At 63.0% G+C, this 13,196-nt stretch carries 20 protein-coding genes; 15 read left to right on the forward strand and 5 right to left on the reverse strand.

All coding sequences use genetic code 11. From position 1 onward, the window contains the following. Positions 1-173 precede the first annotated feature (173 nt). The 3 genes from L8F45_RS26525 (at position 174) to L8F45_RS26535 (ending at position 1,603) form a co-directional block, all read left to right on the forward strand. The gene (locus L8F45_RS26525; protein WP_342360825.1) at positions 174-917 is read left to right on the forward strand and encodes a ribonuclease activity regulator RraA; all 744 of its coding nucleotides are present in this window, start codon (positions 174-176) and stop codon (positions 915-917) included. A 221-nt stretch (positions 918-1,138) separates the two neighbouring features. Beyond that, positions 1,139-1,321 (forward strand): YegP family protein, encoded by a 183-nt coding sequence (locus tag L8F45_RS26530; RefSeq protein WP_342360826.1) that lies wholly within the window; start codon positions 1,139-1,141, stop codon positions 1,319-1,321. Positions 1,322-1,333: 12 nt separating this feature from the next. Then, entirely contained in the window at positions 1,334-1,603 is a 270-nt protein-coding gene (locus tag L8F45_RS26535; protein ID WP_342360827.1) for a hypothetical protein, read from the forward strand. A gap of 20 nt (positions 1,604-1,623) precedes the next feature. On the opposite strand, the gene L8F45_RS26540 is transcribed toward L8F45_RS26535, so the two are convergent. Then, the gene (locus L8F45_RS26540; protein ID WP_342360828.1) at positions 1,624-2,778 is read right to left on the reverse strand and encodes an MBL fold metallo-hydrolase; all 1,155 of its coding nucleotides are present in this window, start codon (positions 2,776-2,778) and stop codon (positions 1,624-1,626) included. 157 nt (positions 2,779-2,935) lie between these two features. Between L8F45_RS26540 and ruvA the strand changes: the two genes are divergently transcribed. The 6 genes from ruvA to L8F45_RS26570 are packed head-to-tail and all read left to right on the forward strand — an operon-like array spanning position 2,936 to position 6,664. Beyond that, on the forward strand, positions 2,936-3,553 hold the full coding sequence (gene ruvA / locus L8F45_RS26545; protein ID WP_342360829.1) for a Holliday junction branch migration protein RuvA: 618 nt from the start codon (positions 2,936-2,938) through the stop codon (positions 3,551-3,553). Then, positions 3,550-4,044 carry a GNAT family N-acetyltransferase gene (locus L8F45_RS26550; protein WP_342360830.1) on the forward strand — a complete coding sequence of 165 codons (495 nt, stop codon included), beginning with the start codon at positions 3,550-3,552 and terminating at the stop codon, positions 4,042-4,044. The genes ruvA and L8F45_RS26550 overlap by 4 nt, the downstream gene beginning before the upstream one ends. Further along, positions 4,041-4,568 carry a hypothetical protein gene (locus L8F45_RS26555; RefSeq protein ID WP_342360831.1) on the forward strand — a complete coding sequence of 176 codons (528 nt, stop codon included), beginning with the start codon at positions 4,041-4,043 and terminating at the stop codon, positions 4,566-4,568. The genes L8F45_RS26550 and L8F45_RS26555 overlap by 4 nt, the downstream gene beginning before the upstream one ends. Beyond that, the gene (ruvB, locus tag L8F45_RS26560) at positions 4,565-5,605 is read left to right on the forward strand and encodes a Holliday junction branch migration DNA helicase RuvB (protein ID WP_342360832.1); all 1,041 of its coding nucleotides are present in this window, start codon (positions 4,565-4,567) and stop codon (positions 5,603-5,605) included. Before L8F45_RS26555 ends, ruvB begins: the two co-directional genes overlap by 4 nt. After that, positions 5,592-6,035, forward strand: coding sequence for a tol-pal system-associated acyl-CoA thioesterase (gene ybgC / locus L8F45_RS26565; protein ID WP_342360833.1), 444 nt, complete (start codon positions 5,592-5,594; stop codon positions 6,033-6,035). Before ruvB ends, ybgC begins: the two co-directional genes overlap by 14 nt. Before the next feature lie 8 nt (positions 6,036-6,043). After that, positions 6,044-6,664 carry a TIGR02466 family protein gene (locus L8F45_RS26570; RefSeq protein ID WP_342360834.1) on the forward strand — a complete coding sequence of 207 codons (621 nt, stop codon included), beginning with the start codon at positions 6,044-6,046 and terminating at the stop codon, positions 6,662-6,664. On the opposite strand, the gene L8F45_RS26575 is transcribed toward L8F45_RS26570, so the two are convergent. Genes L8F45_RS26575 through L8F45_RS26590 form a run of 4 tightly spaced genes read right to left on the reverse strand, consistent with a single transcriptional unit; the run spans position 6,645 to position 8,789 of the window. Next, positions 6,645-7,073: a TfoX/Sxy family protein gene (locus L8F45_RS26575; protein ID WP_342360835.1), complete on the reverse strand. Its 429-nt coding sequence runs from the start codon at positions 7,071-7,073 to the stop codon at positions 6,645-6,647. The genes L8F45_RS26570 and L8F45_RS26575 overlap by 20 nt on opposite strands. An 11-nt stretch (positions 7,074-7,084) precedes the next feature. Then, positions 7,085-7,657 (reverse strand): DUF899 family protein, encoded by a 573-nt coding sequence (locus tag L8F45_RS26580; protein ID WP_342360836.1) that lies wholly within the window; start codon positions 7,655-7,657, stop codon positions 7,085-7,087. Next, positions 7,654-8,373: a DUF899 domain-containing protein gene (locus tag L8F45_RS26585; RefSeq protein ID WP_342360837.1), complete on the reverse strand. Its 720-nt coding sequence runs from the start codon at positions 8,371-8,373 to the stop codon at positions 7,654-7,656. Before L8F45_RS26585 ends, L8F45_RS26580 begins: the two co-directional genes overlap by 4 nt. Positions 8,374-8,384: 11 nt before the next feature. Next, a complete protein-coding gene (locus L8F45_RS26590; protein WP_342360838.1) occupies positions 8,385-8,789 on the reverse strand; it encodes an ArsR/SmtB family transcription factor in 405 nt (134 codons plus the stop codon). Positions 8,790-8,923: 134 nt separating this feature from the next. On the opposite strand from L8F45_RS26590, the gene L8F45_RS26595 reads away from it, so the two are divergent. From L8F45_RS26595 to L8F45_RS26620, 6 genes are all read left to right on the forward strand, one after another. Continuing rightward, positions 8,924-9,718, forward strand: a complete 795-nt coding sequence (locus tag L8F45_RS26595; protein ID WP_342363582.1) for a thymidylate synthase — start codon at positions 8,924-8,926, stop codon at positions 9,716-9,718. Continuing rightward, positions 9,715-10,050, forward strand: coding sequence for a pyrophosphohydrolase domain-containing protein (locus L8F45_RS26600; RefSeq protein WP_342360839.1), 336 nt, complete (start codon positions 9,715-9,717; stop codon positions 10,048-10,050). The genes L8F45_RS26595 and L8F45_RS26600 overlap by 4 nt, the downstream gene beginning before the upstream one ends. Before the next feature lie 31 nt (positions 10,051-10,081). Then, positions 10,082-10,597 carry a dihydrofolate reductase gene (locus tag L8F45_RS26605; RefSeq protein WP_342360840.1) on the forward strand — a complete coding sequence of 172 codons (516 nt, stop codon included), beginning with the start codon at positions 10,082-10,084 and terminating at the stop codon, positions 10,595-10,597. Positions 10,598-10,765: 168 nt separating this feature from the next. Continuing rightward, positions 10,766-11,956, forward strand: a complete 1,191-nt coding sequence (hflK, locus tag L8F45_RS26610; RefSeq protein WP_342360841.1) for an FtsH protease activity modulator HflK — start codon at positions 10,766-10,768, stop codon at positions 11,954-11,956. Beyond that, positions 11,953-12,855: a protease modulator HflC gene (hflC, locus tag L8F45_RS26615; protein WP_342360842.1), complete on the forward strand. Its 903-nt coding sequence runs from the start codon at positions 11,953-11,955 to the stop codon at positions 12,853-12,855. Before hflK ends, hflC begins: the two co-directional genes overlap by 4 nt. A gap of 33 nt (positions 12,856-12,888) precedes the next feature. Then, on the forward strand, positions 12,889-13,080 hold the full coding sequence (locus L8F45_RS26620) for a DUF2065 domain-containing protein (protein WP_342360843.1): 192 nt from the start codon (positions 12,889-12,891) through the stop codon (positions 13,078-13,080). Positions 13,081-13,196: the final 116 nt, after the last annotated feature.

A 13,196-nucleotide genomic window follows, 5' to 3' on the forward strand; every position in this document is an offset into this window, starting at 1 on the left:
TTGAGCGACGCGACGTCGCTAGAGCATGGCGCGAAAAAGTGGGAACCGGTTTTTCCGCGACGAACGCTGGCGTTCGCGCTGCAAAAGCCATGCTCTAGACTTTCGGAATCGATCACGTTTCCGCATTTTGATTGATTCAATCAAAATGCGGCGTGATCTAGAGGGAGGTTCGCATGATCGAGACGTCTGACATCGAGCGGCCGCCGAAAGAGCTTGTGAGCGCGCTCGCCGACATCGGCAGCGCGACCGCGAGCAGCGAACTCAACAGGCTCGGGGTGCGCAGCGCCCATATCTGCGGACCGATTGCGCTCACGCCAGGAAAAGCCGTCGCCGGTCCGGCGCTGACGCTGCAATGCATGCCGAAGCGCGAAGATCTCTATCTCGTCGACGAATATGCCGAGCCCGAGAAGCAACTCCATCGGCACGTTCTCTATCATACGCAGCCCGGCGACATCGTCGTCGTCGATGCGCGCGGCGAAACGGCGGCAGGCATCTTCGGCGAGATGATGATCACCTATTTCAAGGGGCGCGGCGGCGGCGGCGTGGTGATCGATGGCTGCATCCGCGATTTCTCCAAGGCGAAGGATCTTGGCGTTGGCCTGTGGCTGCGCGGCGTGACGCCGAATTTTCATTCGCAGACGAATATCTTTCCATTTGGCGTCAATGTTCCGATCGCGTGTGGCGGGACGATGGTGATGCCCGGCGACATCATCGTCGCCGATGACGACGGCGCCGTCGTGGTGCCGATCAAGCTCGCGCCGCAGTTGTTGAAGGTTGCGAGCCAGCACGCCGAATGGGAGGAGTTCTCACGCCTGCGTCTGGCTGGGGGCGGCGATCTCCGTCGCTACTATCCGCTCACGGAGGCGGCGCGTCCGGAATATGAGGCCTGGCGCGACAGCCAGAAGAAATCGCCCTGAGCGGAAGGCGCCTCTTTCCTTCGATGAGCGTAAAGTTTTAGTCGCCTTGTTCGCACTGTCGACGACACACCGATTCTATACGGATTCTCTCTTCCGGCAAAGCAAGCGTGACATTCCGCGCATCGGGCATGCGTGGCGCGCCGCTCCGCGCGCTGGCCCGTCTTTATGATGTTGATATGATCAATGTCCCATCAGCCGAATCGGCATGAGGGAGGGCCGTCATGTACAAATTCGAGCTCTATAAGGACAAGGCGGGCGAATATCGCTTCCGCTTCAAGGCGTCGAACGGCGAAATCATGTTCGTATCGGAAGGCTACAAGTCGAAGCAGTCGGCCCTCGATTCCATTGAATCGATCAAGAAAAATACGCCAACCGCCACGGTCGACGATCAAACGAAAAACTGACAGGAGAACGCCATGGAAGCGCTTTTGCCCATCATCACCCAGCTTATCGCCGGCGCTGTCGGCGGCAATATCGCCGGCGCCGCGGCGAAGGATATGAGCCTCGGCTCTATCGGCAACACCATCGCCGGCGCTGTCGGCGGCGGCGTCGGAGGTCAGATTCTTTCGGCGCTGATTCCGATGATTGCGGCCAATATTAGCGGGCAGGCGGCTGGCGGCGGCATCGCCGGCCTCGTCGTCACGCTGATCGTTGGCTTCATCAAGAACAAAATGGCGGCGAGCTGAGTTCGACGTCGGCCCGCTGTTCAGATCGAGAGGCTGTCGCCGGTCGCGAGATCGACGCTCAGCCTGTTGATATGGCGGGCCAGTTCCTCAAGCGCCGGGTTCTCGCAGGAGTGGCCGAGCGTGAGCGGTTGGCCGGCTGTCTCCCAGCAGGCGATGAGGCCGGGCAGGGTCGGATGGGTCGGCATGCGGATCCAGTCGGCCCGTCCGGCGCGATAGACTCGATCGCCTGGCGAGCCCGCCGGCAGATGGCCGGTCAGAAGAATTGGCATTCCTTCTGTATCGGCGCGAGGAATGAGTCGGGCGGACGGCCCCGCCGTTCCCATGCCATCGTCACAAAGGAGAGCGCGGCGGGGAAGCGCATCGCCATCGCGCCAATCTTCTGCTTGCGCGAGTCTTTTCACGAGAAGATCAGAAACCCCAAGGCGAAGCGCATCGGCCGCGGCGATCTGCGCCTGCAGCGCCGGCCGCATGCTGGCGCAAATCGCCAGCGGCGCGTCGATCGCCGCGATGAGTTCGAGAGAACGGCCATAAAGCGGCGTTGGCAAGAGGCAGCCGCTTGCGTGGCGCGCAACCCATTCGGCGATGGTGGCGGCGCGCTCTTCGCCGGAGATTGGATCGACGCCGTAAGACGCATCAATGAGCAGAGCATCGCAATGCGGCGTCGGGTCCATGGCGAAGACAGCGCTGTCCGGCGCGATATCGGCGGAATAGACCAATTGTCGGCCATCGGCCTCGACGGCGAGCCAGACGCCGCCGGCGACATGGCCGGATCGTCCTGTGGTGATCGTCACGCCGCCGAGATTGATGGATTGCCCCGGCCTGAACAATTCGACGCGATCGAGAGGAAAAGGCGCGCGCGCGAGGTCATCAGGCATGGCGTAGGCGGCGAGTGTCGCGGGCGTTTCCGCCCTTGCTTCCGCCGTCATGAAAATGCGGCCGCGAAATCCACGCGCCAGCAGCCAGGGCAGCGCGCCGACATGGTCCTCATGGGCGTGTGAGATGAACAGCGCGTCGATCGCTGTGATGTCGGCCTCGGCGAGGGCGGGGTGATAGTTCTCGGGTCGGGCTCCGACCTTGATTCCAGCGTCGAGCAGCAGGCGCAGGCCGCCTGCGCGCACGCCGACGCATGTGCGGCCCTTCTCGCCGAAGCCGCCATGAAGGTCGATCATCATCATATGGCGGCTGGCCCCGGCTTGATCCTTCGCAAGTTTATTCAACCCGCGCGGCGGCCGCCCGGGGCTTCCGTCCTGCCTCTCATGCGGCTGTTGAATGTCAAGAGAAGACCGCCGCGCAACGCCTCGCGCAGGCGGCGATTCGTGCTAACGAGGCCTTATGATCGGCAAACTCAAGGGGCTCATCGATTCCTACGGCGACGATTTCGTCATCGTCGACGTGCAGGGCGTGGGCTATGTCGTCTTCTGTTCATCGCGCACGCTGCAGAACCTGCCGAAGCCCGGCGAGGCGGTGGCGCTTGCGATCGAGACCCAGGTGCGCGAGGACGCGATCCGGCTGTTCGGCTTCCGCTCCGATGCCGAGCGCGACTGGTTTCGCCTGCTGCAGACGGTGCAGGGCGTCGGCGCCAAGGTGGCGCTGGCGATCCTGTCGACGCTCGATAGCGGCGCCCTCGCCACGGCGATTGGGACTCAGGACAAGGCCGCCGTGGCCCGCGCCTCGGGCGTCGGACCGAAGCTCGCCCAGCGCATCGTGGCGGAGCTGAAGGACAAGGCGCCTGCCTTCGGCTCGGTCGACGCCGCCGTTGTCAGGCTCGCCGGCGACGTTGGCGACAAGCGCGCGCCGTCCAACGTGCAGGATGCGGTCTCGGCGCTGGTCAATCTCGGCTACGGCTCGCCGCAGGCGGCGGCAGCGATCGCGGCGTCGCTGAAGACCCTCGGAGAGGCGGCCGAGACAACATCGCTGATCCGGCAGGGGCTGAAGGAGCTGGCGCGGTGACCGACGGAATGCAGGAGGTCTGGCGTCCGGCTCTGATCGAAGATCCGGCTTTCGTGGCGAACTGGTGGGGCCGTCGCTGGTTCGCGTCCTTCATGATCGCAGGCGGCCAGCGCTTCGATCCCGCCGACGTGGAGCTGCTGGTCGTCGACGACGCGGGCGGCCATCGCGTCGGCGTCGCGACTTTCACGCGCGCTGGCGATGCGCTGCTGCTCATCACTCTCGACGCGGAGGAGAAGCGCCGCGGCATCGGCTTCTCGCTCATCTGGACGCTGCGGAAGATCGCGCGTGAACGCAGTCTCAAGGTCATCAAGGTGTCGACCTCGAACGACAATCTCGATGCGCTGGGCTTTTATCAGCGGCTCGGCTTTCGCATCAGGTCGGTGCGTCGCGACGCAATGGATGAGGTGCGCCAGCTGAAGCCCGGCATTCCGCGCGTCGCCGACAACGGCATCCCGATCTCGGACGAGATCGAGCTGGATATTTTGCTGTGAGCGAGCGGAGTCGTTTCGGCGCTGGAGCGCGCGACGATGATCGTCTGGCGCCGCAGCGTCAGCAGAAGTTTGTGACGATGCGGATTTTCCGACTGTTTGCGATCCGCGGCCCGCTTGTTGGATATATCGTGTTTTTTCTGATTGCGGCGTTGCAAGGAGCGTTGACGGATTCCTTTCATTTCCAGGTTGCGGTGGCTGCTGGATTTTCCGGTGTGATCACAATCGGGCTCGGCATTATTTTCGGCTTTGTAATTGGATTCATTCCGGGCCTTGTTTGCGCCGTCATTTGTATTTTTGCTTTACGGCTGGCTGGCGAGGTTCCCTTGCTCGTCGCGCTCGCGGGCGGCGCGGCGGGATGGGCCGTCTGGGCGGGCGGCGCGGCCGCTCTCCACGACGCCAATAGCGGAAGGCGATCCATCTTCGATATTCCGCAGGATTTCAGCTTGCTCGTGCTCGCGACATCGGTTCTGACGGCGGTGATCTGCTGGTGGTTCGGCAGACATCTGTTGAGGCCGTCATTGTGACCGATCACCGTTTCATCTCCGGAGAAAAGCGCGAGGACGACGCGCAGGATGCGCGGTTGCGTCCGCAGACGCTCGCCGATTTCACTGGCCAGGCTCAGGCGCGCGCCAATCTGCAGGTGTTCATCGAGTCCGCGAAGAAGCGCGGCGAGCCGCTCGATCATATCCTCTTCGTCGGGCCGCCGGGCCTCGGCAAGACCACGCTGGCGCAGATCATCGCGCGCGAGATGGGCGTCAATTTCCGCGCTACGGCCGGACCGGTGATCGCCAAGCGCGGCGAACTCGCAGCGCAGCTCACCAATCTCGAAGAGGGCGACGTTCTCTTCATCGACGAGATTCATCGTCTCCAGCCGGCGATCGAGGAAATCCTCTATCCCGCCATGGAGGATTACGAGCTCGATCTCATCATCGGTGAAGGGCCGGCGGCGCGATCGGTGAAGATCAATCTGCCGAAATTCACGCTAATCGGCGCGACCACGCGCGCGGGCCTGCTGACGACTCCTTTGCGCGACCGTTTTGGCATTCCCGTCAGGCTCAATTTCTACACGGTCGAGGAGCTTGAGTTCATCGTGCGCCGCGGCGCGCGCGTGCTCGGCTTCAAGATGAGCGATGATGGCGCCAACGAGATCGCGCGCCGCTCGCGCGGCACGCCGCGCATCGCCGGCCGTCTGCTGCGCCGCGTGCGCGATTTCGCCGTGGTCGACGGCCTCGATGAGGTGACGCGTGAGCTGGCGGACAAATCGCTGAGATTGCTCGAGGTCGATCAGGCCGGGCTCGACCAGATGGACCGCCGCTATCTCGACATGGTGGCGAAGAATTTCGGCGGCGGACCGGTCGGCATCGAGACGATCGCAGCGGCGCTGTCGGAGCCGCGCGACGCGATTGAAGAGATCATCGAGCCATTCCTGATCCAGCGAGGATTCGTGCAGCGCACGCCGCGCGGGCGGCTGCTGACGGGCCACGCCTTCCGGCATCTCGGCCTCGCGGAGCCGCCGCGCGATCCCGCGCAATTCGGGTTGTTCGCCAATGACGAGGAATAGTCCGGCGCCGCCGACATTTTCCGCCGGCGTTCATACCCTCCCGATCCGCGTCTATTACGAGGACACCGATTTCTCCGGCGTCGTCTATCATGCGTCCTATCTCCGCTTCATGGAGCGTGGACGCACGGAGCTGTTGAGGTCGCAGGGCGCTGACCAAGGTGAATTACATGCCGATGGCGAAGGCGTCGCGTTCGTCGTGCGCAAGATGATCATCGAATATTTGAAGCCCGCGCGCATGGACGACATCATCGAGGTGATCACCACGCCGGTCGAAGTGCGCGGCGCCTCCATGCTGCTGCATCAGATCGTCAAGCGCGGCGACGATCTTCTGATCGAGGCCAGCGTCACGGTCGCCTGTGTGAAGAACGGCCGCGCGGTTCGCATTCCCGATGGCCTGCGCCGCATCATGACGCCGCCCGGGCAGAATTAGAGAGACATATGGCCAGCATCGACATCCGGTTCGCGACGCGTATCTACTCCGCCCGCCTGTCCGGCGCGCGCGCGACGAAGCTCAATGAGAATCTCAGAAATTCCTGTCTCTCGGTCGCGGCGGATGACGTGGCGGGCCAGACATGGTGCGAGGAGAATCATTATCCCGGCTACACCTCCTACGCCTCGCTGGATGATCTGCCTTGGCGTTTCCCGGATTTCGCCGATCTCGTGAAGCAGCTCGACAAGCATGTCGCGGCCTTCGCGAAGGAACTCGATTTCGAGCTCGGCGCGAAGAAGCTCGTGCTCGATGACATCTGGATCAATGTGTTGCCGCCGGGCGGCGTGCATACCTCGCACATCCATCCGCATTCGGCGATCAGCGGCACCTACTATGTCGCGATTCCCAAAGACGCGAGCGCGATCAAATTCGAGGACCCGCGTCTTGGCTTCATGATGTCGGCGCCGCCGCGCAAAAAGAATGCAAAGCCTGACAATCGCAGCTTCGTCTATCTCGCGCCGCAGGAGCGCACCCTGTTCCTGTGGGAGAGCTGGCTGCGCCATGAGGTGCCGCTCAACGAGGCGGAAGACGACCGCATCTCGATCAGCTTCAATTACGGGTGGCGCTAACCTTCTTTGCAGCCTTGCGTTTCGCAGGCGGTTTCTTCGTCACCTTCTTCGCAACGCGCTTCGGCGCCTTCGCTGATTTCTTCGTCGCGACATAGTCGATCGAGCGCGCGATCCATTCGCCGAGCAGGCGGCGGTCGTCGAGAATCTCGTCGGGCATGGCGACGAAATCGCGGATGCCGCGGCCTGAAGTAAATTCGTAGCCATGGGCGTCGAATTCATCGCGCAATCGCGCGCGATCCTGTTCGCTGAATTTGAGAACGAAACTCTCCTGATGCACGCAGCCGAACAGCGCGCCATTCACCAGAGCGGCGGGGCAGCCGAACATAGTGCGCCGTTCGACGCGCGGATCGGTCGGGATCGCGGCGCCGAACAGCGCGGAAAGTTCAGGGTCCGGCTTGCGCCAGGCCATTGCGACATCCTTCAGCCATATTGAAATCTCGGCATCCAGCCTTTCGAGCCGCCCGGCAGCATATCGAAGAAATGCCAGACCGGGCAGAAATCATCGCCTGGGCTCCAGCGCGCGTCGGACACGCGCGTCAGACGCCCGCCGTCGCGGCGGAAGACCGACAGGCCGGGCAACCAGCCGCCATGGCTGCTGCGATAACCCATGTCCTGCGCGAAATTCGTACCGACATGGCTCACCATCGGAAATCGCCAGCCGCGGCTCGCGGCAAATTCTCTCTGCGTCTGCGGATCGTCCGGAGATGAGACAACGAAGCCGGCGCGATCGGCGACATGGGGATAGAAGCCGTTGCAGCCGTCCGCCCACATGGTGCAGGAGGAGCAGGACGTGCCCATATTGTGGACGACGAACAGATCGTCCTTGCCGTTGAACAGTTCGGACAGGCGCACCGGGCCTTTCAGCGTAGCGAATTCATAATCGCTCACTTCCTCCGGCTCGATCGCCGCCTGGGCGGAACGCATTTCCTCGCGCAACTTTCCGATCCGTCCACGCAGATCCTTCAGCCGCGCCATGCCGTCGGCGTATCTCATGCGCGCGCCTCCGCCCCGTAGCTGTCGCGATAGCGGACCCAGGACATCGCATGCGCAAAGCCGTCCTCGTCACGTCCCTTCGGCGTGAGATCGAGATACTGGTAGGTCGCGTTCATCATGTCGATCCCGCGGGAATAGCAGGAATAGGTGTGATAGATCGCGCCATCAGCGTCCTTGCAGAAGACGCTGATTCCTGGCCGCTCGCTCGGCATCTTTGCGCCGTCGCGATAATTGTAATGGCCTTCGCCGCGCGCGATCTCTTCGGGCGTAGAGGACGCCTGATAATCGAAATTGAAGTCGCTTCCGTTGGATGAATACCAGGGGAAGGTCCAGCCGAGACGCTTCTTGAAGGCCTGGAACTTTTCATAAGGCGCGCGCGACACCGCGATCATCGTGACGTCGCGGGCGTTGAGATGCACGACGCTGCGTTCGATGCTGTCGGCCCAGAAGGAGCAGCTCTTGCAGCCGACCTCGGCGTCGGGGCCGAACATGAAGTGATAGATGACGAGTTGCGAACGGCCGTCGAACAGATCAGTGAAAGAGACCGGCCCGTTCGGCCCATGGAACGTGTAAGTCTTTTCGATTTTCTCCCACGGCAGATCGCGGCGCGCAGCGCTCAGTTCGTCGCGCAGGCGCGTGAATTCCTTCTCGCGCGCCAGAAGCTCCCTACGGGCTTTCAGCCAGTTCGCATGCGAGACAACAGAATGCGTTTCCATGATCAGACTCCTTACTCCTGTGATGGGGGAAGGGCGTCCGCTTTGCGGGCGTCGATGTCGTGCAGCGTCGTCGCCAACAGGTCGAACTGGGCCTGCCAGTAGGCGCTGTAGTCGTTGAGCCAGACGGCGGCCTCATAGAGCGGCGCCGCCTCGAGGCTGCAGCGGCTGATCCGTCCCGATCGCTCCTGCTGGATCAGGCCGGCGCGCACCAGCACCTGGATGTGGCGCGACACCGCCTGCAGCGAGATCGCGAAAGGCTCCGCGATCTCGGAGACGAGCAGCGAGCCTTGTCCGAGCCGCTTCAGGATCGCGCGGCGGATCGGGTCCGAAAGGGCGAAGAAGACGCGATCGAGCGCATCTTCGGCCGGATCGGCGGAGGCGCCGGGGATCGGAAAGGGCGTGGCTTCAGCGACCATGGGGAAAGATTATCAACATATCAGTTGATAGTCAATCTATAGATTGATTATCAACTTGCCGTTTGATGATCTCGGCTGTTCATGGTCATGGCGGGCGGCCTGCGAAATCAGGGGAATCGCGCTATATCTCCGCCATGCAGACCTATCTCGATCTCATCCGCCGCATCCTTGATGAGGGCGTCCAGAAGAGCGACCGCACCGGCACGGGCACCCTCTCGGTGTTCGGCCATCAGATGCGCTTCGATCTCTCCAGGGGCTTCCCGCTGGTGACGACGAAGAAGCTGCATCTGAAATCGATCATCCATGAGCTGGTCTGGTTCCTGAAGGGCGACACCAACATCGGCTATCTCAGCGAGAACGGCGTCACGATCTGGGACGAATGGGCGGATGCGAATGGCGATCTCGGGCCCGTCTATGGCAAGCAGTGGCGGAGCTGGGAGGGCGCGAATGGCGAAACGGTTGACCAGATTTCCTGGCTCGTGAATGAGATCAGGCGCAATCCGGATTCGCGCAGGCTGATTGTCAGCGCCTGGAACCCGGTCGACGTGCCAAAGATGGCGCTGGCGCCGTGCCACTGCCTCTTCCAGTTCTTCGTCGCGGAGGGCCGGCTGTCCTGTCAGCTCTATCAGCGCTCGGCCGACACGTTTCTCGGCGTGCCCTTCAATATCGCAAGCTATGCCTTGCTGACGCACATGATCGCGCATGTGACCAATCTGCAGCCGGGCGATTTCGTGCATACGCTCGGCGATGCGCATCTCTATCTCAATCATCTCGAACAGGCGCGCCTGCAATTGACGCGCGATCCGCTGCCGCTGCCGACGCTCCGACTCAATCCGGCGGTGCGTTCGCTGTTTGATTTCCGCTATGAGGATATCGCGATCGAGGGCTATCAGGCGCATCCCTCGATCAAGGCGCCGATCGCGGTATGACGCCTTCCCAAGGGCCTCTTGGCCTGAACGCGTTGGCCGAGAGGCTTGAGGCGATCTCGTCGGTTTATGCGTCGCATTTCGGAATTACGCGCGACCGCGACTGGTTTCTCCTGAAGATACAGGAAGAGCTTGGCGAACTGACGCAAGCTTTTCTTCGACTCACTGATCGCGCGCGCGGGAAGGAAAATGACGCGGCTGCGGAGCGGCTGGCTGACGAAGCAGCCGACGTATTGGGCCAGCTTCTGTTGCTGCATCGCGCGATGGGCGTCGATTTTGACGCAGCGGTGCGGCGCAAATGGTTAAGATACGAAGCCGCAGGCGACGCGTCATGATCGTCTTCGTTTGCTTTTCGAAAGCCGCATCATGACTCCTCCCGCGATCGTTCTCGTCGCCGCGATGGGGCGCAACCGCGTCATCGGCCGCGACAATGCGATGCCGTGGCGGCTGCCGACCGATCTCAAACGCTACAGGGCGCTCACTATGGGCAAGCCGATGGTGATGGGCCGCAAGACGTTCCTGTCGATCGGGCGCGTGCTGCCGGGACGAGAGTCGATCGTGCTGACGCGCGACGCGTCTTTCGCGCCGCCGGCCGGCGTGCATGTCGTCGCTACCCTTGATGAAGCGCTGGCGCTGGGCGCCGAACGGGCGGTCGCGATGGGCGCCGATGAGATCATCATCGCCGGCGGCGGCGAGGTTTACGCCCAGACGATCGGCATGGCTGACAGGCTTCATATCACCGAGGTTGACGCGACGCCGGAGGGCGACGCGGTGTTCCCCATCATCGATCCCGCGCTCTTCCGGGAGATTCACCGCGAATCGCATTCGCTCGCGCCGCCCGACGCGCACGCTTTCACATTCGTCGATTATGCGCGAAAATGAAGGGGTTGGCCGCGCCGTCACCCGGCGCGCCGGCCGCGCCAAAGAGGGTCAAACTCTTTGGTCGGATTGACGAAACGGCGGGAACCCCCCACTTCCTCGCAAGAGGCCGCTTGACCAGCGTTGGGCCAAAGCCCGATGACGCGGCGCCAAACGACCCGGAAGGATACGATGCCCTGGAGTAATCAGAGCGGCGGCGGCGGAGGCCCATGGGGCGGTCCGCCGAAGAATAACGGCCCCTGGGGTTCGGGTCCGCAGGGCGGGGGGCCGTCGGGCGGTGGCAATCGGCCGCCCGATCTGGAAGACCTGTTCCGTCGCAGCCAGGACAAGCTCAAGGACCTGTTCCCGGGAACGGGCGGGGGACGCATCGGCGGCAAGGGCGTCGTCCTTCTGGTCCTCATCGCGGTCGCGATCTGGCTGCTTACCGGCTTCTACACCGTGCGGCCGAACGAGCTGGGCCTCAATCTGGTTTTCGGCCGCTATGTCGGCACGACTTTGCCGGGCCTCAACTACAACTGGCCGGCGCCAATCGGCAGCGTCATCAAGCCCGCCGTCACCGAGGTGAAGACCATGGAGATCGGCGTGCGCTCCGCCGCCGATCAGCGGCGCGGCCCGCGCTCCTCCACGGTCGATGAAGCGTTGATGCTGACCGGCGACGAGAATATCGTCGACATCGATTTCGCGGTGCAATGGCAGATCAGCCCGACAACGCCGCAGGACTATGTTTTCAATCTGCGTGACCCCGTTGCGACGGTGAAAGCGGTCGCCGAAAGCGTCATGCGCGAGGTGATCGGCAAGCGCACGATCCAGCCGATCCTGACCACCGATCGCCAGCTCATCGAGAGCGAAGTGCGCCAGCACATGCAGGAGGCGCTCGATGGGTACAAGTCGGGCATCGTCATCCGGCTTGTGCAGCTTCTGAAGGCGGACCCGCCGAGCGAGGTCATCGACGCGTTCCGCGACGTTCAGGCGGCGCGTCAGGACCAGGACCGTCTCAAGAACGAAGCTGAGACCTACGCGTCTAACGTGGTGCCGGTCGCGCGCGGCGACGCGCAGACGGTCGTGCAGCAGGCCGAAGCCTATCGTTCGCAGATGGTGGCTGAGGCGAAGGGCGCTGCGTCGCGCTTCGATCAGGTCTACGCCGAATACAAGAATGCGCCGCAAGTGACGCGCGAACGCATGTTTCTTGAAACCATGGAACGCGTGTTCGGCCGCATGGACAAGATCATCATCGACCAGAAGAATGGCGGCGTCGTTCCGTATCTGCCGCTCAATGAGCTCAATCGCACTCCCGCGCAGGCGCCGCGTCCAGGGCTGCCAGGCTCGAATGCGGGCCGTTTGCAGGGGGCGTCGCAGCAATGAACGGTTCAGCCATGAAAGTCGTCGGAGGAATTCTGATCGCCATCATCGCGGTCGTGGTGTTCGGCGCGGCCTTCACCGTGCAGCAGACGCAGCATGCGCTGGTGCTGCGCTTCGGCCAGGCAGTGCGTTCGATCTCGGAGTCCGGTCTCTATTTCAAGTACCCGATTATCGATACCGTGATCACGGTCGATAATCGCATTCTCGAGCTTGATCGCCCGGCGCTGGAAGTGATCGCGTCCGACCAGAAGCGGATCGTGATCGATTCCTTCTCGCGCTACCGTGTGACCGATCCGCTGCGCTTCTATCAGTCGGTGCAGACGGTGGCCGGCGCCAATCTGCGTCTGTCGAGCATCATCGACTCGGCGCTGCGCGGCGTCGTCGGTGATGCGACCTTCGCGACCGTCGTGCGCACCGATCGCGCCGGTGTGATGAAGAAAATGCGCGACGAGGTGAATCAGCAGGCGAAAGGCTTCGGCATCGAGGTCGTCGATGTGCGCATCCGTCGCGCCGATCTGCCGGAACAGAACTCGAAGGCGGTGTTCCAGCGTATGCAGACGGAGCGCCAGCGCGAGGCGGCCGACATCCGCGCCCAGGGCCAGGAGCAGAGCCTCTCGATCCGCGCCCGCGCCGACCGCGAGGTGGCGCGCATTCGCGGCGAGGCAAACCAGAAGGGCGAGGAAGTGCGCGGCGCGGCCGATGCGGAGCGCAACGCCATCTTCGCCGCCGCCTTCGGCAAGGACCCGGACTTCTTCACCTTCTATCGCTCGATGCAGGCCTACGAAGCGGGTCTGAAGGGCAGCGAGACCCGGATGGTGCTTTCGCCCGATTCCGACTTCTTCAGGTATTTTAACGACCCGAATGGACGGCGCTCGACGCCGGCCGCGCCTTCAGGCAACTGAGCCCAAAAGGTTCAGGGGGCGTTCGGGGGGCGCATGAAGGATTTCGGGGCGGCGATCGGCCTGGCTTTTGCGATTGAAGGGCTGCTCCTTGCCGCCTTTCCAACTCTCATGCGCCGCTCCATGGCGGAAGCGGCGCTGAGGCCGGATAGCTGGCTGCGCGCCGCCGGCCTCATCTCGGCTGTAGTCGGCGTCGTTCTGGTCTGGGCCGCTCGCGCGATCTTTTGAACGGCCAGGCGCTTCCGCGCGCCTCGCGCCGCGTTTCCGCCCGCTTTTCCGGCTTTCCTCCCCTGAGGGGACGAACCATATTCTCATTCACGCTCCAATTGTGGGAACACCAATCG

Origin of the sequence: Terrirubrum flagellatum (assembly GCF_022059845.1) — a bacterium.
GTDB lineage: Bacteria > Pseudomonadota > Alphaproteobacteria > Rhizobiales > Beijerinckiaceae > Terrirubrum > Terrirubrum flagellatum.